The organism is Erwinia sp. PME.40.26/001 (assembly GCF_055556675.1).
This window is the reverse complement of sequence record NZ_JBVHNP010000001.1, coordinates 248955-272265: the sequence shown is the minus strand read 5'-3', so window position 1 is coordinate 272265 and position 23311 is coordinate 248955. Positions and strand designations below refer to the sequence as shown.

Here is a 23311-nt window from a genome sequence, read left to right as displayed (position 1 = left end):
ATGAACCCTCAGCCCTAAGCCACTGTGACTAAAAACAAACGCATCACCATTAACGATATTGCCCGGCTGGCGGGCGTCTCTAAATCCACGGCCAGCCTGGTCCTCAATGGCCGTGGAAAAGAGCTGCGCGTGGCTGAAGCCACCCGCGAACGCGTGCTGGAGATTGCCCGCCAGCAGCACTATCAGCCAAGCATTCACGCGCGCGCCCTCAACTCCGCCCGCAGCCATACCCTCGGGCTGGTGGTGCCTGAAATGACCAACCAGGGCTTTGCCCGCTTTTCACACGAGCTGGAGATGCTGTGCCGGGATGCCGGCCTGCAGCTGCTGATTGCCTGTACGGCAGAAAACGCCAGTCAGGAAACCCTGGCGGTCAACAATCTGATCCAGCGGCAGGTAGACGGCCTGATCGTCGCCTCCAGCCAGCTGAACGATACCGAGTATCAGAAAATTAACCAGCAGCTGCCGGTGGTGCTGTTTGACCGCCATCTGGGCGAGTCCAGCCTGCCGCTGGTGATCACCGATGCCACCGGTCCTACCGCCACTCTGATGGAAGGTGTGGCGCGTCAGGGCTATGAGGAGATCTATTTCTTTGGCGGACAGCCGCGCATCTCCCCTACCCGCGACCGCCTGGCGGGCTTTCGCCTTGGGCTGGAGCGCGCCGGGGTCGCCGTTAAACCTGAGTGGATTATGCACGGTCACTACCACGCCAGCTCAGGCTATGAGATGTTCGCGGAACTGTACGCGCGGCTGGGCCGCGTGCCGCAGGCGCTATTCTGCGCCGCCTGCGGCCTGCAGGAGGGCGTACTGCGCTACCTCAGCCAGCACGACCTGCTGAACACGCCGATGCACCTGAGCAGCTTCGACGACCACTATCTGTATGATGCCCTGTCGGTGCGCATTGATACCGTCGCTCAGGATGAACGGATGCTGGCCTGGAACTGCTTTGAAATGGTCACACAGCTGATAGATGAACAGACGCCGGAGGTGACCCAGCGCTGGCTGCCTGCCCGCCTGAAATGGCGGCGGGCCGTCGCCGCAGTCTGACGGCCAGCACCAGGGCGCGCTGCACTGTGCGCCCTTACTTTTTATGCCACTTATCGTCATCCCCCTTCTGGTACTGGTGTTTCACCGCCGCCCAGGCGACCTTGTGCGCCACCTCCTCGCGTGAGTCATCACCGCGCCGGTCCTGACGCTCTTTATACTGATCCCAGGCGCTGTTAAACGCTTCCAGATAGATGTCCTGCGCGTGGGCGGGCAGGACATGTCTGACGCTGTCGGGTAACGCGCTGCGATTGTCATAAGGCATGGTTTCTCTCCTCTCAGTGTCTGATGTAAGCCTGGTACAACTGCCTTTTTTTTCAAGTACGGACTTTACACCGCAATATAGCATTCTGGTGCTATAAGGCCTTATTTCAGCCTTTATCACATTGAGTTAGCGTACTTCCCTGCTTCCATTAATTTTTTTATTCTAATAAAGTCGGATGATTTTCATTACGATAGGAACTTAAGAGGAATAAATAGCGGGTAGATGCACTTTTTTAAGTCAAACCGTAAAAGGACGTAAATTTCTTCAGTTTTGGCGAAAAAAAGGTTATACTTTCGCCACTTGTCTTTCATATTGTCAGACTATGTTTAACAGACCCGTGGCAGAATCTGCTATTTCCGGGTCCACAGGATACAAGATAAGGAGCGTTTGCCTATGAGTGCGCAAGAGAGCAGTAAAACCCGCCACACCGAGTATTCCCTCATCTTACCTGTCGCTGCATTAATCATATTATGGTTCTGGGGTAACACCGCTACCTTCTCCCTGGTCGTCGTCATTAACCTGATTGCCCTCGTTGCGATCCTCAGCAGCGCCTTCAGCGTCGTCCGTCACGCTGACGTACTGGCACACCGCCTGGGCGAACCCTACGGCTCCCTGATCCTCAGTCTTTCCGTTGTTATCCTTGAAGTCAGCCTGATTTCCGCATTGATGGCCACCGGTGACGCTGCCCCGGCGCTGATGCGCGATACGCTCTACTCGATCATTATGATTGTGACCTGCGGACTGGTGGGCGCGGCGCTGCTGCTCGGCGGACGCAAATTTGCCACACAGTATGTGAACCTGGCCGGGGTAAAACAGTACCTGATTGCCATCTTCCCGCTGGGGATTATCGTCCTGGTGTTCCCGAACGCCCTGCCCGGCGGTAATTTCACCGTAATGCAGGCGCTGCTGGTCTCGGGGATCTCCGCCGCGATGTACTGGGTTTTCCTGCTGATTCAGACCAAAACGCACCAGAGCCTGTTTGTCTATGAGCATGAGGACGAAGGGGACGACCCGCACCACGGCAAACCTTCGGCCCACTCCAGTACCTGGCACACCGTGTGGCTGCTGATTCATCTGGTTGCGGTGATTGCGGTCACCAAGATGAACGCCAATACGCTGGAGTCGCTGCTGACCGAACTGAAAGCCCCGGAACAGTTTACCGGGTTCCTGGTCGCACTACTGATCCTCTCCCCTGAAGGGCTGGGAGCCATCAAAGCGGTACTGGCTAATCAGGTACAGCGTGCGATGAACCTGTTCTTCGGCTCCGTGCTGGCGACGATTTCCCTGACGGTACCGGCCGTGACGCTGATCGCCACCCTGACCGGGCAGCAGCTGATCTTTGGTCTTGAGCCGCCGCAGATGGTGGTGATGATTGCCGCGCTGCTGCTGTGTCAGATTTCGTTCTCGACCGGGCGTACCAATGTGCTGAACGGCGCCGCGCATCTTGCGCTGTTTATTGCCTACCTGATGACAATCATGCTGTAAGTCTTCGTGGCATAAGAAAGGGGCGGGCCGGTCTTATGACCGGCCCGCCCCTTTCATACATTCTGATTACTGGGCCTGATACTCCAGAGTATGCCCGCTACCCGTCAGCGTCAGCGTCATCCCGCTCAGCCTGACCTCTGCACCCCTTGTCAGCACAGCAGATAACGTCTGCTCCCACTGGTTAAGCTGCGGATCGCTGCACATCATGCGTGTCGAGGCCAGCTGCGGCACACTCAGACGCCCCTGCTCCAGCTTACCCTGACCGAAGAAGCGATTACACATCACGCCGCTCACCTTCAGATCCTCACCAAAACCAATACCCGGCTTCATGCCCTGATGTGGCGTGACGGCCTGTCCGTCAACGGCACTCAGCGTAAACAGGCGGTTAGCTAACTGGGCGGCGTCCGGCGCGTCAGCGCGGGTCTGCGCATTGCTGCATCCGTTCAGGGCCAGGGCGCCCGCGAGTAATAAGATGATTTTTTTCATAGAAACTCCTTAAATTACTTTTCCATTGTAGGTCAAAAAAAGCGGTAGATTCAGGCGGGGTACAGCGCAGAAAAAAGGCGGGCCCGTTTGCTGGCCCGCCTGAGGATAAGGTAAAATTAGTTGCTGGTATCCAGTTCAGCAAAGCTTTTGACCAGGTCATCAATCGCTTTCATCTGCACCAGGAACGGTTCCAGTTTGTCCAGCGGCAGCGCGGAAGGACCGTCGCATTTCGCATTGGCCGGGTCCGGGTGCGCTTCAATAAACAGGCCAGCTATGCCAACGGCCATGCCGGCACGCGCCAGCTCGGAGACCTGGGCACGACGGCCGCTGGAGGCCGAACCCATCGGGTCGCGGCACTGCAGGGCATGGGTCACATCGAAGATCACCGGGCTGCCGTTAGAGACTTGCTTCATGACGTTAAAGCCCAGCATGTCGACCACCAGATTGTCATAACCGAAGTTAGCACCGCGATCGCACAGGATCACCTGGTCATTGCCACCTTCCGCAAACTTATCCACGATATTGCCCATCTGCCCGGGGCTGACGAACTGCGGCTTCTTGATATTGATCACCGCGCCGGTTTTCGCCATCGCTTCCACCAGATCGGTCTGACGCGCAAGGAAGGCCGGGAGCTGGATAACATCCACCACATCCGCCACGGCCTGCGCCTGGCTGGCTTCATGCACGTCAGTGATGATTTTCACCCCGAATGCCTGCTTGATCTCCTGGAAGATTTTCATGCCCTCTTCCAGGCCCGGGCCACGGTATGAATGAATAGAGGAGCGGTTGGCTTTATCAAACGAGGCTTTGAACACGTAAGGAATACCCAGTTTCTGAGTAACCGTGACGTAGTGTTCGCAGATACGCATAGCCAGATCGCGCGATTCCAGCACGTTCATGCCACCAAACAGGACGAACGGCAGATCGTTTGCGACCTTGATATCACCAATGCTAACCACTTTTTGTTTCATATCTTCGCCTTTATAGAGTTCACTTCAGTTAGTGAAGGGTAATCTGTTTCTGTTCTATTGAGTGAATCTGCACTTTGATCATTTCGCTGATCGGATCTTCCGGACACTGCTCAACGAAGTAAGTTAAATCGCTCAGCGCCACGTGATCGCACTCCAGCTGGGCAAAAATCAGCCCCCGATCGCGAATCTCATACGGATCTTCCGGGTCCATCTGCACCAGCACCTGGCTGACGTGCAGCGCCATCTCCATCTGCTTCTCATCCATCAGGGCCGATTTCAGCGTATCCAGCATTTTACGCAACACCATCAGCGGCTCGGCCTCCTGCAGATCGTCATCATAGAGTTCGGCAACCGGCCCGATGTTGCCCTTCAGCCACACTTCCAGCGTGTGTTCATCCAGGGTTTCACCATCGAACGGGTTAATTAACCACATGTCTTCATCTACCCATTCGGCACGCAGGATCAGCTGCGTGGGGAAGATCACCGGGAACAGGGGTAAATCAAGCTTATCGGCGATATGCAGGAAAATCACCCCCAGCGAGGCGGCTGTTCCCTGACGGCTTTTCAATACGTTATCCAGCCACAGCATATCAGACAGGCGATAAACCCCGCTGGCACCGCCAAAACCCCAGCGGCCCCAGAACAGTTCAATCAGCTGCTCAACCTGTAAATCCGCAGCCAGATCTGACGAAATTTCAGTCCGTGCTTCGGTCACCAGCGCCGATAACTGCTTTCTGACCTCTTCTGCCGGGAAATCGCTGCGAATGGCCAGCGATGCGGTAATCACCGCCTCACTCAGCGGCGCAGCGGTAAAATCAAAATCAGCGATAGACGTCATACAAACCCCAGCAGTGGCATTTTAGTTGTGGCGAGATACACGATGGCCACAATGGCGACTAAGGCCACAATGAAGGCTATCCAGCGCACTTTTTGCGCGCGTGGGCGACGCCCTAAAGCAATAAAACCCAGCACGATATAGATGATAACGCCAAACAGCTTCTCAGTCAGCCAGTTACCTTGTGGGCTGAACGGATAAAAATGGGTGATCGCCACCAGCAGCGCGCCTGACAGCAGCAGCAGCGTATCATTAAGATGGGGAATAATCCGCACCCAGCGGCGCTGCAGCAGGGAGGAGTGCGTCTGAAGCCAGTAAAAGCGCAGCACAAACATCAGCAGTGTGATCGCGACGGTGAACAGATGGAACTGTTTCAGCGGAAGATACCAGCCAGCCATAAATTTCCTTATTTACCTTGATGTTGTCCGAGTGTCACACGGTCATTGCCGCCATAATCCTGACAGGTTTCCACGGCGTGAAAATGGTGCTCACGCAGTATGTCCCGCACCTGCTCACCCTGCTGCCAGCCGTGTTCCAGCAGCAGCCAGCCGTTCTGACTCAGGTATGAGCCTGCCTGTGCAGCAATCATTTTAATATCGGCCAGGCCGTGATCGTCTGCGACCAGCGCACTGGCGGGTTCGAAACGCACGTCGCCCTGCGCCAGATGGTCATCGGCGGCATCAATGTACGGCGGATTACTGACGATGACGGCATACTGCTGGTCGGCCAGCGCAGAAAACCAGTGACTTTGCAGGAAGGTCGCGTTGGGTAGCGCCAGTTGGTGGGCGTTATGCTGTGCCAGCGCGACGGCCGCAGGAATGCGATCCACGCCGGTAATCTGACAGTCACGACGTTCGCTGGCCAGCGCCAGCGCTATCGCCCCGGTACCGGTGCCCAGGTCCAGGATCTGACAGCCCGCGACGGGCAACCGCGCCAGCGCCTGTTCCACCAGCATTTCGCTGTCCGGGCGCGGGATCAGCGTATCGGGCGACACCGTCAGCGACAGGGACCAGAACTCACGTTCTCCGGTCAGGTACGCCACTGGTTCGCCCGCTGCCCGGCGGGCAAGCAGCGCATCCAGCTGTACCTGTTGCTCTGCCGTCAGCAGCGCATCGTCAAAGGCAATCAGCCAGGCACGGGATCGACCGGTCACTTTCCCCAGCAGGATCTCAGCATCCCGCTTCGGACTGTCGCTGTCAGGTAGTTGAGCGATGGCCTGACGCCGCCATGCGCGGATCTGCACTACTCGTTCCCGGCGAGGGCGGCCAGCTGATCGGCCTGATATTCCTGCACGATTGGCTCAATCAGCGCATCCAGCTTCCCTTCCATCGCCTCGTCGAGACGGTAGATAGTCAGATTGATACGGTGATCGGTCACACGTCCCTGCGGGAAGTTATAGGTGCGGTTACGATCTGAACGATCGCCGCTGCCCAGCAGGTTGCGGCGCGTAGACGACTCCTGCTCCTGACGGCGCGCCATCTCTGCGGCTCGAATACGCGATCCCAGTACGCCGAGTGCTTTTGCTTTGTTTTTATGCTGGGAACGTTCGTCCTGACATTCCACCACAATGCCGGTCGGCAGGTGGGTAATACGGATGGCGGAATCGGTGGTGTTAACGTGCTGCCCCCCCGCTCCGGACGAACGGAAGGTATCAATTTTCAGATCGGACGGGTTAATTTCCGGCAGTTCGGCTTCCGGGACTTCCGGCAGCACGGCGACGGTGCAGGCCGAGGTGTGAATGCGTCCCTGAGACTCGGTTTCCGGGACGCGCTGCACGCGGTGACCACCGGACTCGAACTTCAGCCGGCCGTAAGCGCCTTCGCCGATCACTTTCGCAATCACTTCTTTATAGCCGCCGTGTTCACCTTCATTGGCGCTCATCACCTCCACCCGCCAGCGGCGTGATTCGGCGTAACGGCTGTACATGCGGAACAGGTCTCCGGCAAAGATCGCCGCTTCGTCACCGCCGGTTCCAGCGCGAATTTCCAGATAGCAGTTACGCTCATCGTCAGGATCTTTCGGCAGTAACAGCACCTGTAACTGCTGCTCAAGGGCTTCACTGGCCGTACGTGCTTCTTTCAGCTCTTCCTGAGCCATCTCGCGCATTTCCAGGTCATCGAGCATCATTTCAGCGGTCTCAATATCTTCCTGGGTTTGCTGCCACTGACGGAAACACTGACTGACGTCGGTTAGCTGGGCATATTCACGGGAGAGCGCACGAAAACGATCCTGATCGGCAATCACGCCGGCATCACCCAGCATGGCCTCCACTTCCTCGTGGCGCTCCTGCAAGGCTTCCAGTTTGGCAACAATAGAAGGCTTCATTCGTATTATTTTACCTTGTAAAAAAGAGGCTTGAAACGCTATTCCAGCCCGAGGCTGTCGCGTAAAATTTGCAGGCGTTCGCCATCACCATCACGGGCGGCCTGCTGAAGAGATTTGGTTGGGGCGTGGATCAGACGGTTGGTCAGCTTATGGGCCAGGTCACGCAACACCTCTTCGGCATTACCGCCCTGCTGGAGAGCGGCAATAGCGCGCGCTTCCAGTTCTGCCCGCACCTGTTCCGCCTGTGAGCGGTAATCGCGGATGGTTTCAACGGCGCTCTGCGCCCGCAGCCAGGACATAAATTCGCTGCTTTCCTGCACCACGATGGTTTCAGCCTGCACGGCGGCGGCCTGGCGCTGGGCCATGTTGCTTTCAATAATCGCCTGCAGATCGTCCACGCTGTAGAGGTAGGCGTTAGGCAGTTTGCCCACTTCCGGCTCGACGTCACGCGGTACGGCAATATCGACCAGCAGCATGGGCTGGTTGCGACGCTGCTTCAGCGCACGCTCCACCATCCCTTTGCCGATAATCGGCAGCGGGCTGGCGGTTGAACTGATAATAATGTCGGCTTCAGCCAGACGGGCGTCGATCTCCGGTAGACTGATCACTTCGGCCCCAACTTCATCTGCCAGCGCCTGGGCACGTTCCCGGGTGCGGTTAGCAATCATCAACTTCTTCACTTTGTGCTGATGCAGATGCCGGGCGGCCAGCTCGATGGTTTCCCCTGCCCCGACGAGCAGGACGTTCACCGTCGAGAGAGATTCAAAAATCTGCCGCGCCAGCGTACAGGCGGCAAAAGCCACTGACACGGCGCTGGCACCGATCTCGGTTTCGGTTCGCACGCGTTTGGCTACGGAGAAGGACTTCTGGAACATGCGCTCCAGCTCGCTGGAAAGCGAGTGGCCGCGCTGGGAATCGGCAAAGGCTTTTTTCACCTGACCGAGAATTTGCGGTTCACCCAGCACCAGCGAGTCCAGCCCGCTGGCAACGCGCATCAGATGGCTGACCGCGTCGTTATCATGGTGCCAGTAAAGGCTTTTGCGCACTTCATCAACACTCAGCTTGTGGTAATCACACAGCCAGGTCACCAGTTGCTCTTGCAGGTTTTCCTGCTCCCCGACGCTCAGATACAGCTCGGTTCGGTTACAGGTAGACAGCACAACGCCGCCCTGTACCAGCGGCTGTGCCAGCAGGCTTTCCAGCGCCTGTTCCAGCGTGTCTGGCGAGAACGTAACACGTTCACGCAGCGCCACAGGTGCCGTTTTATGATTGATGCCGAGAGCCAGTAACGTCATGGTACCAGGTTGGGGTTATCCCACAGTTGATAGGGTTTTGTGTGGCGCATTCTACAAGATGCGCGGGATCAATTAAAGTCATGGTTGGCCTATCCCTGTAACAAGATATACCTCTTGTCGATCAAATGAGACAATTTGCACATTGACGCGGCCGTTTTAGCTGGTTAGCGTGGTCGGTTGATGACGGCATGTATGCCGAACTGAGTCTGAGGAGCTGACCTGATGTTGTTAATGCCGAATCGCCGCCTGCTGCGGCTTCTTCCCCTTGCTGCCGTGGTACTGGCTGGCTGTGTCACGCCGGAATCTGCACAGAAACCCGGGCAGAGCCCGACATCACCCCAGTGGCGTGAACACCAGCAGGCCGTGGAAAAAATCACGCAGTATCAGACCCGCGGTGCCTTTGCCTACCTCTCTGACCGGCAGAAAGTTTACGCCCGTTTTAACTGGCAGCAGACTGCCCCAGACCGCTACCGCCTGCTGCTGACCAATCCGCTGGGCAGCACCGAGCTGCAGCTCGATCAGCAGGGTCAGGTGGCACAGATTGTCGATAACAAAGGCAAACGTTATGTCAGCAACGACGCGGCGAAGATGATCTCTCAGCTCACCGGCATGAGCATTCCACTGGATAACCTGCGTCAGTGGATCCTCGGCCTGCCGGGCGATGCGAAGGATTACACCCTGGATGACCAGTACCGCCTGCGTGAAGTGAACTACAGCCAGGACGGTAAACAGTGGAAAGTGACCTATCAGGGCTACGACAGCCAGCAAACGCCGCAGCTGCCGTCAAATCTTGAACTGCGCGAAGGCGACCAGCGCATCAAACTGAAGATGGACAGCTGGACCGTAAAATGATCACAACCTGGCCTGCCCCGGCAAAGCTGAACCTTTTTCTCTACATCACCGGCCGTCGCCCTGACGGCTATCACGACCTGCAGACCCTGTTTCAGTTTCTGGACTACGGCGATACGCTGACGATTGAAGCCAATGACAGTGGCGAACTACAGCTGCTGACCCCGGTCGACGGCGTGCCCGATGCGCAGAACCTGATTGTGCGGGCGGCAGAACTGCTGCGCACCCAGGCCCGGGCGCAGGGTGTGCTGCCGGTAACGGCGGGAGCCACGCTGGCCGTTGAGAAGCGCTTACCCATGGGCGGTGGCCTCGGCGGGGGTTCCTCCAATGCGGCCACGGTGCTGGTAGCGCTCAACCACCTGTGGCAAACCGGCTTCAGTTTTCAACAGCTGGCAGACTTTGGCCTGCAGCTGGGTGCGGACGTCCCGGTTTTTGTGCAGGGTTTTTCCGCCTTTGCCGAAGGCGTTGGCGAACAGCTCACCCCCGTTTCCCCGGCGGAAAAGTGGTATCTGGTGATGCACCCGGGCGTCAGCGTCGCCACCCCGCTGGTGTTTAACGATCCCGACCTGAGCAGAAATACGCCGAAACGCGAAATCAGCGCGTTATTAGCGAGCAATTTCCGCAATGATTGTGAGGCAGTAGTAAGAAATCGTTTTCGCGAGGTTGAACAGCTTGTTTCCTGGCTGCTAGAATACGCGCCGTCGCGCCTGACTGGAACGGGTGCTTGCGTGTTTGCTGAATTCGACACCGAGTACGCCGCACGCCAGGTGCTTGAGCTGGCCCCGAAAAATCTGCAGGGGTTTGTTGCGCGAGGTGTTAATATCTCGCCGCTGCACCGCAGACTTTCTGGGCAAATGAGTTGATGTGACAGTGTCACTCCTGTTCCGGACGCTGCACAGCTGCTCTATATGACACACACCCGTATGAAACCGTAAGCGGTATTCCGCCCAGTGCCGCTAACGATATTTCATTCTCTGGACGCAAAGCCTGAGGTTCCTCTCGTGCCTGATATGAAGCTTTTTGCTGGTAACGCCACCCCCGAACTAGCACAACGTATTGCCAACCGCCTTTACACCAGCCTGGGCGACGCCGCCGTCGGTCGTTTCAGCGATGGTGAAGTGAGCGTACAAATTAACGAAAATGTACGCGGTGGTGATATTTTCATCATCCAGTCCACCTGTGCCCCCACCAATGACAACCTGATGGAACTGGTTGTGATGGTTGACGCCCTGCGCCGTGCCTCTGCGGGTCGTATCACTGCCGTTATTCCTTACTTTGGCTATGCACGTCAGGACCGCCGCGTGCGCTCTGCCCGTGTGCCTATCACCGCGAAGGTCGTTGCTGACTTCCTGTCCAGCGTCGGTGTTGACCGCGTTCTGACCGTGGATCTCCACGCAGAACAGATTCAGGGCTTCTTTGATGTCCCGGTTGATAACGTATTTGGTAGCCCGATCCTGCTTGAAGATATGCTGCAGATTGGCCTGGTGAACCCGATTGTGGTTTCCCCGGACATCGGCGGCGTGGTTCGTGCCCGCGCTATCGCGAAACTGCTGAACGACACCGATATGGCCATTATCGATAAGCGCCGTCCGCGTGCCAACGTATCTCAGGTGATGCATATCATCGGTGATGTTGCCGGCCGTGACTGTGTGCTGGTTGACGATATGATCGATACCGGTGGCACCCTGTGCAAAGCAGCGGAAGCGCTGAAAGAGCGTGGCGCTAAACGCGTGTTCGCCTATGCGACTCACCCGATCTTCTCAGGTAACGCAGTTGAAAATCTGCGTAACTCAGTAATTGATGAAGTCGTGGTCTGCGATACCATCCCGCTGCCGGAAGAGATTAAAGCGCTGCCAAACGTGCGTACCCTGACCCTGTCAGGCATGCTGGCTGAAGCGATCCGTCGTATCAGTAACGAAGAATCGATTTCTGCGATGTTTGAGCACTAATCACGGCGTGACCGGGCTGGCCTCTGGCCCGTCAGGTCAGGCTGCATAAAAGGGGACAGGCTCACGCCTGTCCCCTTTTTATTGACTCAGTGCAATATGCTCTGCCAGGTAATCGATCAGCACCCGCAGCTTGGGTAAAAGATGGCGATTTCCCGGCCACAGCAGTGAAAACTGCCCTCCCGCCCGGATAGAGTCGTCCAGCACGCTGCACAGTTCGCCACGCTGCAGGGCGTCTGCAATGGCAAAATCCGGCACGTAAATCAGCCCCAGCCCGCGCCGGGCAGCAGAAATTTTCGCTTCCAGATTATTGAAAACCAGCGGCCCGGACGGCGTCTGCGGCTGCCCTTTGCCACCGTCAAACTGCCACGGCTGGATCTGACCATTGCCGGAAAAGCGATACAGCAGGCAGGTGTGCTGCGCGAGATCGGCGGGAACGCGCGGGGTGCCGCGCTGACGTAAATAGCCGGGCGACCCGACAACGCGAAAACGAAATCCGCCCATCCTGCGCGCCTTCAGCCGGGAATCAGCAAAGTCCCCGCTGCGCAGCACTGCGTCATAACCCTCGCCGATCACGTCGACCAGCCGGTCATTAAAATCAAGATCCAGCTCGATTTCGGGATACTGCCGGGTAAAGCCGGGCAGCAGCGGCAGCAGCAGGTGATAGCCTGTCGCCGGCAAGCTGAGACGCAGCCGGCCACGGGGTGCGGCCATCAGCTTCGACAGCTCCTGCTCCGCCTCTTCCAGTTCGGCCACAATGCGCTGGCTGCGCTCAAAAAACAGCTGTCCCTCCTCAGTCAGACTCAGGCTGCGCGTGCTGCGGTTAAACAGGCTGACGCCGAGACCGGCCTCCAGCCGGGCGACGCTTTTGCCAATCGCCGACGGCGACACGCCCAGCCGTTCGGCGGCTGCCACAAAGCTGCCCAGCTGCGCGGCTTTCACAAACGCATTCAGACCACTCAGACTCTCCACACTGCTCATCAGAGACTTTTTGTCCTTTATCTGCGGCCATCTGGCCTGTTTATCGACGGATACTGCCAATTTATCCTGCTTACCTGTCTGAATAAAGTGGAGTATGCAAGATGAGTTACCTGACACTGTCGTCACCACGTGGCCGCCTGAGTCTGCTGGCGGTATGCAGTGCCGCGCTGATGCTGCCCCTGAGCTTTTCGGCCGGGGTCATTGCCACCCCGGCTATGGCCCTGCAGCCGGGGGCATCGCCTCTGGCACTCAGCTGGATCACCAATGCCTTCCTGCTCAGCTTTGGCAGCCTGCTGATGGCGGCAGGCAGCCTGGCCGACCGCTACGGCCGCAAGCGGCTGTTTATCAGCGGCGTCAGCTTCTTTACGCTGCTGTCGCTGATGAGCAGCTGGGTGCCCTCGCTCGTCTGGCTGGACGTGATAAGAGCGCTGCAGGGGGCCGCCGCAGCGGCGGCACTGGCCGGCGGTGCTGCGGCGCTGGCCAGTGCGTTTGACGGCGAAGAACGGGCACGGGCCTTCAGCCTGCTGGGCACCAGCTTTGGCACGGGCCTGGCCGCCGGGCCAGTGATCGCGGGTAGCCTGATGGCGCTGGCGGGCTGGCACAGCGTCTTCCTCTGCTGCGCCCTGTTCGGCGTGCTGGCTCTCGTTACCGGCCTCCGTGCCCTGCCAGAGTCGCGGGACCCCGCTGCCGCTGCACCGGACTGGCCCGGTATTATTACCTTCAGCGCCACGCTGACGCTGTTTACCTGGGGGATGTTGCAGCTGGCTGACGACAGCCGCGAGTCGCTGGCCCCCACGTTACTGTTTGCCTCCCTGGCCGCAGGCCTGCTGTTTATCGGTATTGAACGCCGCAGCGCCCGACCCATGCTGGATCTCAGCCTGTTTCGCTATGGTCGTTTTGTCGGGATCCAGCTGCTACCGGTGGCCACCTGCTACTGTTTTGTTGTCCTGCTGGTGCTGCTGCCGCTGCGCTTTATGGGGTATTACGGCGTTGATGCACTGACCACGGGCCTGCTGATGCTGCCCCTCTCCCTGCCGATGCTGGTCATGCCGTCACTGGCCGTCATTCTGTCCCGGCGCATCCCGCCCGGCACCCTCTGCTGCGCGGGGCTGGTTATGGCCGCTGCCGGCATTGGCCTGCTCTCCCTGGTCACCCCGCACAGTTCGCTGCCGCTGACGCTGCTGGCCATGCTGCTCACCGGGATCGGCAGCGGTCTGCCCTGGGGGCTGATGGATAATCTGTCGGTCAGCGTAGTCCCGCCAGAGCGCGCCGGGATGGCGACCGGGATTTTCAGCACGGTGCGGGTGGCAGGCGAAGGCGTGGCGCTGGCCAGCGTCAGTATGCTGTTCAGCCAGCTGCTCATACATCAGCTGGCCGCGCGGGGCGGATCGCCGGAAAGCGCGCGCCTGCTGGCCAGTTACCATCTTTCCGGGCTGTCGCTTCTGCCGCTGGCCGAGCAGGCTTTTCAGCAGCTGCTGTGGGTGCTGATGGCCCTCACCCTGCTGTGTGCTGTAGCAATCTGGCGCTGCCTGTTGCCTGCACGTCCAGAGCTTTCTGGTAATGATTAATTTTTTACTGGAACGCTTCAGCGCCCCCTGTTGGTGAGTATTTTTTAGTGATATTTTGCTGTCATTGCTCACCCAGGAATAATCCTAGAATGCGTCTTGACGTCTACACGCTGTTTGTCTGCGAACTGTATGTGCTGGCTTTTCTCGGCATTATCATGGTCTTCGCCTGGCGCGGAGCGCAGTACAACCGGGTTCTGGGGTTTAACTGCCTCTCGCTGCTGTTAAGTATTGTGGCGGTCGGCCTGAGCAGCCTGCGCAGCTCCGGCATGATGTTTCTGCCCATCGTGGTGGGTAATCTGCTGATCCTTTGCGCTTACGGACTTCAGCTGAATGCGTTCCGGGCGCTGCGTGGCGCACGCTTCAGCTGGCTGTGGATCATGAGTCTGACGCTGTGGGCCGGGCTGTGCCTGCTTCCGGGCTTCTATTATTCCCTGTCGTCGCGCATCCTGTTAAGCGCCCTGCTGTGCATGCTCTTCACCTCAGCGATGATTCATGAGCTACAACGTGCGCGGTCTTTGCTGCCGGTCACCTGGTGGCCTGCGCAGCTGCTGCTGGGCATTCATCTGACATTTAACGTGACGCGGGCGCTGCTGGACGGCGGTATCCCCAGCCCGCTGCACGGCGCGATCGGCGGTTCGACCTTCTCGGTCTATGTGATTCTGGAGTCTATTCTGGTGGTGATTGGCCTGAGCTTTACAATGATGGCGATGGTCAATGAGCGTACGCAGATTGTCTATCGCCAGGCTTCGCTGCTTGACCCTCTGACCGGCGTGTGGAACCGCCGTGCCCTGTTCGAAAAAACGCGCCAGCTGGCCACCAGCGGGCGCTGCAGCCAGCAGCCGCTGGCAGTGATGCTGTTCGACCTTGATCATTTTAAAACCATCAACGACCGGTTCGGTCACTCACAGGGCGACCGGGTACTGACGGACTTCTGTCGTCAAGTGGCCGGACAGCTGCCGCCTGACAGCTATTTTGCCCGCCTGGGGGGCGAAGAGTTTGCCGCCGTGGTGATGTGTTCCGAAGAAGAGTGCGTGCAGGTGGCGGAGCGCATTCGCCAGGCGGTGGAGCACTCCTGCCCGGAGAACGTCCGATACAGCGTCAGCATTGGGGTGGCTAGCTGCAGCCCGGAACGTGAGAACATTGAAAATCTGATGACGGCAGCCGACGAGGCACTGTATCAGGCGAAGGCAGCAGGAAGGAATCAGGTGAAAACGTTTGGTGAGACTTTAAGCGGTCTGGAGGGACGTTTTCTGGCTGGATAAGAGGCTACCAGTCCCCGGTCTGATGGAGACTGGCACAGAGGGAATCAACGGTGAGGCTGATGGCCGCCGCCGTGACGACAGCGTTTGTCACCGCAGTGACGTATCCAGTAGTAACGGTCAGCAATTTTTTCCCGACCGCTGATTCTGGCCCCGACCAGCCACAGCAGCGCGCCAATAAAGATGCTAAAGATGGCACCATGAACCATAAACTGCGGCAAGTTGAGCTGCGGCATCTGATTAAGCACCGAGTAACCGACACCGCCAATCATCACCACCAGACCGAATACCATCAGGGCATTGCCCATCATATGTGAATGTCTACGTTTCATTGCGCACCTCCAGTCAGTATAGAAAGGCAACTCCGTTGCCAGATGCAGACAGTCTAGGCAAACTTTAGCGGTGCTGATGAGTGAGCGATCACATTTATCGCTAATACTTTGACAAAACTTTACGTCTAAACGGCTGTTTTTATATAGAAAACGTATTATCACGCTACTGTATTATTGTGATTTTCATCACAACAGTGGCAGATCTTTGAGTTATCGCGGCCGCTTCAGTAAACTAGCTGTTTTCACCCCGCACGCTTCAGGAAAATCCACTCGTGAGCAGCATCAAACTGATTGTTGGCCTTGCCAACCCCGGCGCTGAATACGCCGCCACACGCCATAACGCCGGTGCCTGGTATGTTGACCTGCTGGCTGAACGTCATAATCAGTCATTAAAAGAAGAGAGCAAATTTTACGGCTACACCGCGCGTTTAAACGTGGGCGGTGAGGATGTGCGCCTGCTGGTACCCACCACCTTTATGAACCTGAGCGGTAAAGCCGTCGCCGCCATGGCGACCTTTTACCGCATCGCCCCGGAAGAAATCCTCGTGGCTCATGACGAGCTGGATCTCAACCCCGGCGTGGCGAAATTTAAGCTGGGTGGCGGCCACGGCGGTCATAACGGACTGAAAGATATTATCAGCAAGCTGGGTAACAGCCAGGAGTTCCATCGTCTGCGCATTGGCATCGGCCATCCCGGCGATCGAAATAAAGTGGTGGGTTTTGTGCTGGGTAAACCCCAGGCGGCAGAACAGACGCTGATTGATAACGCGATTGATGAAGCGGCACGCTGTACCGAAGTGTGGCTAAAAGAAGATCGCCTGAAGGCGATGAATCGCCTGCACAGTTTCAAAGCCGCCCTGCCTTAGCCGGTCACCGACAGCGCCGCTGCGGGCCCGGCCCGCGATCAGTGGTGTTCACAACGGCGGTGATCCTGGCTTTCCAGGCACTCCAGCGTCAGAGAGGGGCTGAAATAGCCCTCTATCCCCCAGACCTTGCTTTTACGCAGTAAATCCAGCTGCCCGTCCCCCGCCACGCCCCCGACAATCACCCGGTTAGTGTATTCCCGGATGTGATTAATCAGCACGGTAAAGAACGGCTTATCGACGTTTTCCAGATAGAACTGGCGGTCGAGCTTCACGGCTTCAAACATGTTGGACTGCAGCGCGTTCAGATTCGCATCCCCCGCCCCCAGGTCATCCAGCCACAAAATATTGAGCTGTTCAATCAGGGTCCGCAGCAGCGGATTGTTCATTCCGTCGTGCAGGTTAGGAAAGTCTTCGGACAGCTTCAGCCGTACGAAAGGCAGCTGGCTGAGGATCTGCTGAATAAATGACGACTCCGTCACCGCCCGGGCCAGCTGAAAATCGATAGCGACGCTGCACATCAGCCCCTGTTGGCGAAAATAGTCGCCGTGCTCCTCGACAATCAGCAGCTGATTGAGCAGCCGATTCTGGGGAGACAGCGAGGTTACCGGCGGCCCGTTCGGGCTCCCCGCCTGCGGCCGATAGCTGAGGTCAATGGCGATTAATTCGCCACTGAGCGTATGGACTGGAATACAAAGGAAATCGTTTTTCATGCTGCCGGGCCAGTTAACGGGCGTCCTGCCAGTGAATAAAATCGCCGTACAGATAAACTATAGAAGTTAACTCTGCCTTCGCCGTCGTAAGACGACGATTTTTAAGTTATCGGCAGGACCGGCAGTAGCTTTATGGTTCAGGCATCGTTGCTGGCAACTTTATAATCAGGGTCGTCAAGTTCGTGGCTGCAGAACGGTCCGGCCTGCTGTAACAGGCTGATGCAATCCTCACTCAGATGGCGCAGGCGCAGGGTTTTCCCCGCTTCAAGATAGCGCAACGTCAGTTTATCAATGGCTTCGACGCCGCTGGAGTCCATCACGCGGGTACGGGCAAAATCAATTACCACGCTCTCCGGGTCCAGTTCCGGGTGGAACAGCTCCTGGAAGCTGGCGGTGGAGCCAAAGAACAGCGGCCCTTCCAGCTGATAGGTCTTCTGCCCTTCCTGCTCTGACTGCGCCAGGATGGTAATGCGGGCATGCTGCCATGCGAAGACCAGCGCCGAGATAATCACCCCGCAGATCACCGCCATCGCCAGATCGGTAAAGATGGTCACCAGCGTCACCGCCACCATGATCACCGCATCGGCTTTTGGCATACGCTTCAGGCGGCGCAGGGAGCTCCATTCAAAGGTATTAATGCACACCACAAACATGATCCCGGCCAGCGCGGCTACCGGCAGCAGTGCAATATAGTCCGACAGGCTGATCACAAACAGGATCAGCAGCAGCGCCCCGACCAGATTAGAGATGCGCCCGCGCCCGCCGGAGGTAAAGTTGATAATCGACTGACCGATCATCGCACACCCTGCGAAGCTGCCGAAGAATCCGCAAATGGTGTTGCCGATGCCCTGCGCCACACACTCCTGGTTACCTGAGCCTTTCTTGCTGCCCATTTCATCGAGTACCGCGAGGGTCAGAAGGGACTCAATCAGGCCTACCAGTGCAATCACCACGGCGTAAGGCAGCACAATTTTCAGGGTTTCCCAGGTCAGGGGGGCCGTAGGCAGATGGAACTGCGGCAGTGTCCCGGCGATATCAGCCAGGTCACCCACGCGTTTCGTATCCAGCCCCAGGCCTATGGCCAGCGCACTGACGGCAATTAGCGCGGCCAGCGACCCCGGAATGGCTTTTGTCAGCTTAGGGAACCACCAGACTATCAGCATCGCCAGAGCCACCAGCGCATACATTACCGGCCCCTGCCCCTTAATCATCGGGAACTGCGCCAGCATGATGACAATCGCCAGCCCGTTAACAAAACCGTAGATCGCTGGCTGTGGCACCAGCCGGATAAACTTACCGAGGCGCAGTACGCCGATGGACAGCTGGATCAGCCCGGCCAGGATGGTCGCCAGCAGCACGTACTCATAGCCATGCTGGGTTATCAGACTGATCAGTACCACGATGATCGACCCGGCCGCCCCGGAGATCATGCCGGGTTTACCGCCGAAGAAGGCCGTCACCAGCCCGAGGATAAAGGCGGTATGTAAACCGATGGTCGGCGACAGCCCGGCCAGCAGAGAGAAGGCGGTCGCTTCCGGGATCAGCGCGACAGACACCACGGCACCGGCCAGCACGTCGTTTTTAACGTGACTCGCCCTGAAGTTGCTCAGGTTAAACATGGTCATTCCATAATTTTTTCATGTGATCGACTTTCTGCGCCACAGAGTACGGGCACAGCTGGCTCGTCAGAGTGACGAGTGGCGGCAACAGGCGTTGCGCTGGAGGGAAGGACTTAAGGTGGCGTAAGCAGGAAGCGATGCATCTGCAGGGTTCTCCGGTTTCTGTAAAGACACGTCAGTATGGGAAAATGTGAGCACGATCTCAAGGAATAACTTCACCCCGCTTCCGGAAATCAACCGCCGCCAGGCTAAAATTACGTGTATAATGCGCGGAAACTTTTTAGACAACCGTCTGTGACACTATCAGGGCACATATTAGTGCGTTGATTATCAAGAAATTAAGGTGATTCAAACATGGGATTCAAATGCGGTATTGTGGGCCTGCCAAACGTCGGGAAATCCACCCTGTTCAATGCGTTAACCAAAGCGGGCATCGAAGCAGCTAACTTCCCGTTCTGTACCATTGAGCCGAATACTGGCGTGGTGCCCATGCCTGACTCCCGTCTCGATCAGCTGGCGGAAATTGTTAAACCGCAGCGCATTCTGCCCACCACCATGGAATTCGTCGATATCGCCGGCCTGGTGAAAGGCGCGTCTAAAGGCGAAGGCCTGGGTAACCAGTTCCTGACCAACATCCGTGAAACTGAAGCCATTGGCCACGTGGTGCGCTGCTTCGAGAACGATAATATTATTCATGTGAATAATAAAGTCGACCCGGCTGATGATATTGACACCATCAATACCGAACTGGCACTGTCCGACCTGGATACCTGTGAACGTGCCCTGCAGCGCGTGCAGAAGAAAGCCAAAGGCGGCGACAAAGATGCGAAAGCGGAACAAGTTGCCCTGGAGAAGTGTCTGCCGCACCTGGAAAAAGCCGGGATGCTGCGTGCGCTGGATCTGAGTGATGACGATAAAGCCGCTATCCGCTACCTGAGCTTCCTGACCCTGAAGCCTACCATGTATATCGCCAACGTGAACGAAGACGGTTTTGAAAATAACCCGTACCTGGACATCGTGCGCGCGATTGCCGAGAAAGAAGGCTCAGTGGTGGTGCCGGTCTGCGCGGCGGTGGAGTCTGATATTGCCGAGCTGGAAGATGGCGACCGCGAAGAGTTTATGGCGGAACTGGGCATTGAAGAACCGGGCCTGAACCGCGTGATCCGCGCCGGTTACGCCCTGCTGAACCTGCAGACTTACTTTACCGCAGGCGTGAAAGAAGTCCGTGCATGGACGATCCCGGTCGGCGCTACCGCCCCGCAGGCCGCCGGTAAAATCCACACCGACTTCGAAAAAGGCTTTATCCGTGCTCAGACCATCGCCTTTGATGACTTCATCACCTACAAGGGTGAACAGGGTGCGAAAGAAGCCGGTAAAATGCGTTCAGAAGGGAAAGACTACGTGGTCAAAGATGGCGACGTGATGAACTTCCTGTTTAACGTCTGACCCGTTCTTCTGACTGATGGGGTGAAAAAGCCCCTCATCAAGGCAGACAGTGACGATCAAACCCACGCCACGGCGTGGGTTTTTCATTTTCACACCCTTCTTCAGGCAACCGCTAAACGCGCCCCGCGTTGCTGCTGAAGCCCGCCGCACCATTTCATCTGTTCTGAGGCTGGCTTTGGCCACTCTCAGAGCAGATAACGGTCTTATCTGACCTGTCCCCGGGCGTTTGCTGATCCCTGCACACATCAAACCTGATGAACCGGGGCTCACAGGTGAGGCACGGTTTACCGGACCAGGTGGTATATCGCGTCAATCGAGATTTAAGCTAAGAGCTCCACTGCCAGACCAGGAGCCAGCACCGACCCCAGAGAGTTCCGACCTGAGGACGACAGTATTGTTACCTTTGGATAAAGAGAGACGCGTGTTGAGCGGACCCGTGGAGGTTTTTATGCTCGCGTATCCTCCCCCAAGGGAAATACGGTCGTTGGCCGATGCCAGAGAGAGGCGGCCCGTCGCAGCAGCGTTACAATTGATATTCAGATTTGCGGACGCCAGGCCCGGGGGGTCGCCAGCGGTGACCACGCCATGGTTCAGTATTACGGGTTGCGTTATGGTGCAAGATGTTGGTACTGACGAGTCGATCGGTATACATGATGACTCCCAGATGAGGCGAATAAAACTAGTATTGCCACCCGGTTGTTCGCGGATTTGTACAGTCGCGCAGACGGGTACGGCATTAAGGTAGAAATTGTAATCCCGTGGGGTTAACGTCATGGCGAAAGAGCGTAAAGTTTGGCCATTAGTGGCCCCGGACTGTCTGCCTCCTAAGAAGTGTGGTTCAGAGCGCATACCGGAGGCACTGACACCCACAACAAAGATATCGCGATACACGAAGTCGGGTCTGGCCGGGATCCGGTAGTCAAGCTGCGAAGACGGGATGTCGACCAGCACCGCAGGGTCACTGCCAGACCAGGAGATCCCCCCCCCTGAGAAGCGGGAGGGGAATTGTACAAGGTCGGCCGCACACGGGGTAACGGATATACAGATAACGGATATAACCAGGGATGCGATTAGTGCTTTCATATATCTACCAAATGGCTGAAAAAGGGCGGGCGCAGCGTAAGTCATCAGGTCAGCCTTCTTAACATCCCCTCTGCCCACAGATTCCATTGCAACGGAAGCCTCCTTTTAATACAGGAAATATATTTATTTTATTATAGAGAACGCGCTCTCTATAAGGTTAGAAACGCCTGTTTTCGGGGAGGACCCACATTATTAAATGACATATGACATTAAATATTTTATTAAATAAACCTGTCATTTCACGGAGGCAATGTTAACACCACTTACTGACAATTGAGATATACATCTAAAAACATGTTGCATATAGATTAAAATCCTGTTTTTTATTTTTTCGCGATTTACAATATCAATTCACCGTGATTTAAAAAAACCATTTCATCTCAACCGGATTAAAAACTGCCTGTTAACAGCTGTTAGACATTACCTTATTGAACTGCACCCTGTATGGGTAAAACTAACTGAAAGATGTGTCGAAAATCAGGTGTGCCTGCCAGAGCGAGGTATTATGTTCTTCGCTCAACGCCTTGCTGGCGGGGTTAACTTTATCGGTTTGTATGCGGTCGACTACATTTAATTTATCATCAATGGCCATATACGGGTCTTTTTTCTTGCCCCCATTCCCATGGCAGCATTAATTAAATGAAAATTCGAACAGTCTGCTCAGAGCATATTTTCCAAATGGGACAGCGGTGCCTTAAACTTTGAAAAACGGAGCGGGCGAGGAATCATCGCGTGATGCACAATGAGATGAAACCAGATGAACGGTGTCAGGGAGGGGATTATGGGTGCGGAGCGCGCGGTTGAGGGGGTTTATGCACGGCTGATGGGGGAAAACGCCATCCCGCTAAAAATTCGCGCCAGAAAAGGGGTAGCGGCGGCGGAAGTCAGCGAGCTGTTTTTGGCTATTGATGTCCTGATTGGTCATAACATAAGACAGGATAGGATCCCGAAGAAACTGGCACTGGCTTTTGTCGATATCTTTGTAGGGTTCAGTGTTGCCGATGATTTTTATGATCAGGATGAGCTTGAGCGATATGAGAATATCGGCATCGCGCTTCAGGATAAGGCCGGTGCGTTATTCGACGGGGCCTGAGACGGACCGGCGGGCCTCTCTTCGGCCAGGCAACCTGCCGGACCGGGGTCGGTTTCACCGCAGGAGATCCCCCTGCCTGAGTAGCCGCTGACCTTTAACGGCGCCGGGGATGGCAACCGGACAGGCTCCGATAAAGGTTATTGAAATCGGGCGGATTGTCATGCACGATTCGGTTGCAGCAGCGGGGGGTAAACAGTGCAGGTACAGGTTTGATACAGGGGTGAGTCATGAGCAGGGAACATCGGATTTATTTTGAAGAGGAGCTGCAAAACGAGCTCAAACGTATCGGGTGTCACGCGCTGGCCGTCACCGCCGTTAAGCGGGGCCTGAAATTTCGCTATGAAAAAAAGCTGGTGGCGGAGCTGTCTTTGCAGTACCTGGTCAAGGCGCACGCCTTTGTCCTGCTCGGGCATGTCTTTGGTGGCCCCCTGTTTGACAGCCTGTCCAAAATTGAAATGCCTTATAAAAGCAACCTGGGCAGTAATGCCTGCTTTTCATTTACCACTTCAGGACGGCAGGATAAAAAGTTCAGTCCCGATATTTACGGGGCGATCGCTGTGCCCCGCCCTGAACAAGCCAGTGAGGTGTCTGAGCACATCCGGCGCGTCCTTGAGGAGTACTATATCCCTTTAGTTGTCGGGTGCATCCTGCCTTCAGAACGAACGATTGAGGACGTACTGTATTCCCCGAGAGACTATGCTTATCCGGCTGCGTTTATTCACTGTGCTCTCAGTAGCAACCCCTCCTTATATCACGATGGTATAAAAGAAAAGTTGAGAACCAATAAGAAAATCATCAAAAACAAAGCTTTTGATTTTGCGCTTTTAGGTATTGATCCCCCTCAGCGGTGTTAATG

Annotated in this window: 23 protein-coding genes; 11 read left to right on the top strand and 12 right to left on the bottom strand. The window is 56.5% G+C overall.

From position 1 onward, the window contains the following. The first annotated feature begins 24 nt into the window (after window positions 1–24). Window positions 25–1044, top strand: a complete 1020-nt coding sequence (locus ACZ3HG_RS01595; protein WP_191935992.1) for a LacI family DNA-binding transcriptional regulator — start codon at window positions 25–27, stop codon at window positions 1042–1044. 34 nt (window positions 1045–1078) lie between these two features. Here ACZ3HG_RS01595 and chaB read toward each other — a convergent pair whose 3' ends face one another. Next, window positions 1079–1306 (bottom strand): putative cation transport regulator ChaB, encoded by a 228-nt coding sequence (chaB, locus tag ACZ3HG_RS01590; RefSeq protein WP_465331560.1) that lies wholly within the window; start codon window positions 1304–1306, stop codon window positions 1079–1081. A 393-nt stretch (window positions 1307–1699) separates the two neighbouring features. On the opposite strand from chaB, the gene chaA reads away from it, so the two are divergent. Further along, the gene (chaA, locus tag ACZ3HG_RS01585) at window positions 1700–2791 is read left to right on the top strand and encodes a sodium-potassium/proton antiporter ChaA (RefSeq protein ID WP_465331558.1); all 1092 of its coding nucleotides are present in this window, start codon (window positions 1700–1702) and stop codon (window positions 2789–2791) included. Between the two features lie 66 nt (window positions 2792–2857). Here the strand turns inward: chaA and ACZ3HG_RS01580 are convergent, their stop codons facing one another. The 7 genes from ACZ3HG_RS01580 to hemA all read right to left on the bottom strand — a co-directional run bounded on the left by ACZ3HG_RS01580 (window position 2858) and on the right by hemA (window position 8703). Continuing rightward, the gene (locus ACZ3HG_RS01580; RefSeq protein WP_191932118.1) at window positions 2858–3277 is read right to left on the bottom strand and encodes an META domain-containing protein; all 420 of its coding nucleotides are present in this window, start codon (window positions 3275–3277) and stop codon (window positions 2858–2860) included. A gap of 116 nt (window positions 3278–3393) precedes the next feature. Then, on the bottom strand, window positions 3394–4248 hold the full coding sequence (kdsA, locus tag ACZ3HG_RS01575; protein WP_191932117.1) for a 3-deoxy-8-phosphooctulonate synthase: 855 nt from the start codon (window positions 4246–4248) through the stop codon (window positions 3394–3396). A 28-nt stretch (window positions 4249–4276) separates the two neighbouring features. Continuing rightward, complete coding sequence (gene sirB1, locus ACZ3HG_RS01570) at window positions 4277–5086, bottom strand: invasion regulator SirB1 (RefSeq protein WP_191932116.1); 810 nt, start codon at window positions 5084–5086, stop codon at window positions 4277–4279. After that, the gene (locus ACZ3HG_RS01565) at window positions 5083–5481 is read right to left on the bottom strand and encodes a SirB2 family protein (RefSeq protein ID WP_191935993.1); all 399 of its coding nucleotides are present in this window, start codon (window positions 5479–5481) and stop codon (window positions 5083–5085) included. Before ACZ3HG_RS01565 ends, sirB1 begins: the two co-directional genes overlap by 4 nt. A gap of 8 nt (window positions 5482–5489) precedes the next feature. Further along, a complete protein-coding gene (gene prmC / locus ACZ3HG_RS01560) occupies window positions 5490–6326 on the bottom strand; it encodes a peptide chain release factor N(5)-glutamine methyltransferase (protein ID WP_465331554.1) in 837 nt (278 codons plus the stop codon). Then, window positions 6326–7408 (bottom strand): peptide chain release factor 1, encoded by a 1083-nt coding sequence (prfA, locus tag ACZ3HG_RS01555; protein WP_191932113.1) that lies wholly within the window; start codon window positions 7406–7408, stop codon window positions 6326–6328. Before prfA ends, prmC begins: the two co-directional genes overlap by 1 nt. Before the next feature lie 38 nt (window positions 7409–7446). Further along, window positions 7447–8703: a glutamyl-tRNA reductase gene (gene hemA, locus ACZ3HG_RS01550; protein ID WP_465331552.1), complete on the bottom strand. Its 1257-nt coding sequence runs from the start codon at window positions 8701–8703 to the stop codon at window positions 7447–7449. 225 nt (window positions 8704–8928) lie between these two features. On the opposite strand from hemA, the gene lolB reads away from it, so the two are divergent. From lolB to prs, 3 genes are all read left to right on the top strand, one after another. Next, a complete protein-coding gene (gene lolB, locus ACZ3HG_RS01545; protein ID WP_191933071.1) occupies window positions 8929–9555 on the top strand; it encodes a lipoprotein insertase outer membrane protein LolB in 627 nt (208 codons plus the stop codon). Continuing rightward, window positions 9552–10415, top strand: coding sequence for a 4-(cytidine 5'-diphospho)-2-C-methyl-D-erythritol kinase (gene ispE, locus ACZ3HG_RS01540; protein ID WP_465331551.1), 864 nt, complete (start codon window positions 9552–9554; stop codon window positions 10413–10415). Before lolB ends, ispE begins: the two co-directional genes overlap by 4 nt. Before the next feature lie 138 nt (window positions 10416–10553). Further along, window positions 10554–11501 carry a ribose-phosphate diphosphokinase gene (gene prs, locus ACZ3HG_RS01535; protein ID WP_085939527.1) on the top strand — a complete coding sequence of 316 codons (948 nt, stop codon included), beginning with the start codon at window positions 10554–10556 and terminating at the stop codon, window positions 11499–11501. 78 nt (window positions 11502–11579) lie between these two features. On the opposite strand, the gene ACZ3HG_RS01530 is transcribed toward prs, so the two are convergent. Beyond that, the gene (locus tag ACZ3HG_RS01530) at window positions 11580–12470 is read right to left on the bottom strand and encodes a LysR substrate-binding domain-containing protein (RefSeq protein WP_191933070.1); all 891 of its coding nucleotides are present in this window, start codon (window positions 12468–12470) and stop codon (window positions 11580–11582) included. A 110-nt stretch (window positions 12471–12580) separates the two neighbouring features. On the opposite strand from ACZ3HG_RS01530, the gene ACZ3HG_RS01525 reads away from it, so the two are divergent. Both ACZ3HG_RS01525 and ACZ3HG_RS01520 read left to right on the top strand, forming a co-directional pair. Further along, window positions 12581–14047, top strand: coding sequence for an MFS transporter (locus tag ACZ3HG_RS01525; protein ID WP_465331548.1), 1467 nt, complete (start codon window positions 12581–12583; stop codon window positions 14045–14047). 89 nt (window positions 14048–14136) lie between these two features. Further along, the gene (locus ACZ3HG_RS01520) at window positions 14137–15309 is read left to right on the top strand and encodes a GGDEF domain-containing protein (RefSeq protein ID WP_465331546.1); all 1173 of its coding nucleotides are present in this window, start codon (window positions 14137–14139) and stop codon (window positions 15307–15309) included. A gap of 44 nt (window positions 15310–15353) precedes the next feature. On the opposite strand, the gene ychH is transcribed toward ACZ3HG_RS01520, so the two are convergent. Further along, window positions 15354–15638 carry a stress-induced protein YchH gene (ychH, locus tag ACZ3HG_RS01515; RefSeq protein WP_191932108.1) on the bottom strand — a complete coding sequence of 95 codons (285 nt, stop codon included), beginning with the start codon at window positions 15636–15638 and terminating at the stop codon, window positions 15354–15356. 272 nt (window positions 15639–15910) lie between these two features. On the opposite strand from ychH, the gene pth reads away from it, so the two are divergent. Next, the gene (gene pth, locus ACZ3HG_RS01510; RefSeq protein WP_191935996.1) at window positions 15911–16504 is read left to right on the top strand and encodes an aminoacyl-tRNA hydrolase; all 594 of its coding nucleotides are present in this window, start codon (window positions 15911–15913) and stop codon (window positions 16502–16504) included. 38 nt (window positions 16505–16542) lie between these two features. Here pth and ACZ3HG_RS01505 read toward each other — a convergent pair whose 3' ends face one another. Both ACZ3HG_RS01505 and ACZ3HG_RS01500 read right to left on the bottom strand, forming a co-directional pair. Continuing rightward, entirely contained in the window at window positions 16543–17214 is a 672-nt protein-coding gene (locus ACZ3HG_RS01505; protein ID WP_191932106.1) for an EAL domain-containing protein, read from the bottom strand. Window positions 17215–17351: 137 nt separating this feature from the next. Then, window positions 17352–18833, bottom strand: a complete 1482-nt coding sequence (locus ACZ3HG_RS01500) for a SulP family inorganic anion transporter (RefSeq protein WP_191932105.1) — start codon at window positions 18831–18833, stop codon at window positions 17352–17354. A 354-nt stretch (window positions 18834–19187) separates the two neighbouring features. Between ACZ3HG_RS01500 and ychF the strand changes: the two genes are divergently transcribed. The 3 genes from ychF to ACZ3HG_RS01485 all read left to right on the top strand — a co-directional run bounded on the left by ychF (window position 19188) and on the right by ACZ3HG_RS01485 (window position 23309). Next, window positions 19188–20279 (top strand): redox-regulated ATPase YchF, encoded by a 1092-nt coding sequence (gene ychF, locus ACZ3HG_RS01495; RefSeq protein WP_062743563.1) that lies wholly within the window; start codon window positions 19188–19190, stop codon window positions 20277–20279. A gap of 1864 nt (window positions 20280–22143) precedes the next feature. After that, on the top strand, window positions 22144–22455 hold the full coding sequence (locus ACZ3HG_RS01490) for a hypothetical protein (RefSeq protein ID WP_465331542.1): 312 nt from the start codon (window positions 22144–22146) through the stop codon (window positions 22453–22455). Window positions 22456–22682: 227 nt separating this feature from the next. Further along, window positions 22683–23309 (top strand): hypothetical protein, encoded by a 627-nt coding sequence (locus ACZ3HG_RS01485; RefSeq protein ID WP_465331540.1) that lies wholly within the window; start codon window positions 22683–22685, stop codon window positions 23307–23309. The last annotated feature ends 2 nt before the right edge of the window (window positions 23310–23311 follow it).

Excerpts from the sequence above, each read along its gene's own strand:
- ACZ3HG_RS01520 (WP_465331546.1), top strand. The coding sequence starts at position 14,137 with ATGCGTCTTGACGTCTACACGCTGTTTGTCTGCGAACTGTATGTGCTG.
- ACZ3HG_RS01525 (WP_465331548.1), top strand. The coding sequence starts at position 12,581 with ATGAGTTACCTGACACTGTCGTCACCACGTGGCCGCCTGAGTCTGCTG.
- ACZ3HG_RS01580 (WP_191932118.1), bottom strand. The coding sequence starts at position 3,277 with ATGAAAAAAATCATCTTATTACTCGCGGGCGCCCTGGCCCTGAACGGA.
- ACZ3HG_RS01565 (WP_191935993.1), bottom strand. The coding sequence starts at position 5,481 with ATGGCTGGCTGGTATCTTCCGCTGAAACAGTTCCATCTGTTCACCGTC.
- hemA (WP_465331552.1), bottom strand. The coding sequence starts at position 8,703 with ATGACGTTACTGGCTCTCGGCATCAATCATAAAACGGCACCTGTGGCG.
- ychH (WP_191932108.1), bottom strand. The coding sequence starts at position 15,638 with ATGAAACGTAGACATTCACATATGATGGGCAATGCCCTGATGGTATTC.
- ACZ3HG_RS01500 (WP_191932105.1), bottom strand. The coding sequence starts at position 18,833 with ATGTTTAACCTGAGCAACTTCAGGGCGAGTCACGTTAAAAACGACGTG.
- chaA (WP_465331558.1), top strand. The coding sequence starts at position 1,700 with ATGAGTGCGCAAGAGAGCAGTAAAACCCGCCACACCGAGTATTCCCTC.
- sirB1 (WP_191932116.1), bottom strand. The coding sequence starts at position 5,086 with ATGACGTCTATCGCTGATTTTGATTTTACCGCTGCGCCGCTGAGTGAG.
- ispE (WP_465331551.1), top strand. The coding sequence starts at position 9,552 with ATGATCACAACCTGGCCTGCCCCGGCAAAGCTGAACCTTTTTCTCTAC.
- ACZ3HG_RS01485 (WP_465331540.1), top strand. The coding sequence starts at position 22,683 with ATGAGCAGGGAACATCGGATTTATTTTGAAGAGGAGCTGCAAAACGAG.
- kdsA (WP_191932117.1), bottom strand. The coding sequence starts at position 4,248 with ATGAAACAAAAAGTGGTTAGCATTGGTGATATCAAGGTCGCAAACGAT.
- ACZ3HG_RS01505 (WP_191932106.1), bottom strand. The coding sequence starts at position 17,214 with ATGAAAAACGATTTCCTTTGTATTCCAGTCCATACGCTCAGTGGCGAA.
- chaB (WP_465331560.1), bottom strand. The coding sequence starts at position 1,306 with ATGCCTTATGACAATCGCAGCGCGTTACCCGACAGCGTCAGACATGTC.
- ychF (WP_062743563.1), top strand. The coding sequence starts at position 19,188 with ATGGGATTCAAATGCGGTATTGTGGGCCTGCCAAACGTCGGGAAATCC.
- ACZ3HG_RS01490 (WP_465331542.1), top strand. The coding sequence starts at position 22,144 with ATGGGTGCGGAGCGCGCGGTTGAGGGGGTTTATGCACGGCTGATGGGG.
- prfA (WP_191932113.1), bottom strand. The coding sequence starts at position 7,408 with ATGAAGCCTTCTATTGTTGCCAAACTGGAAGCCTTGCAGGAGCGCCAC.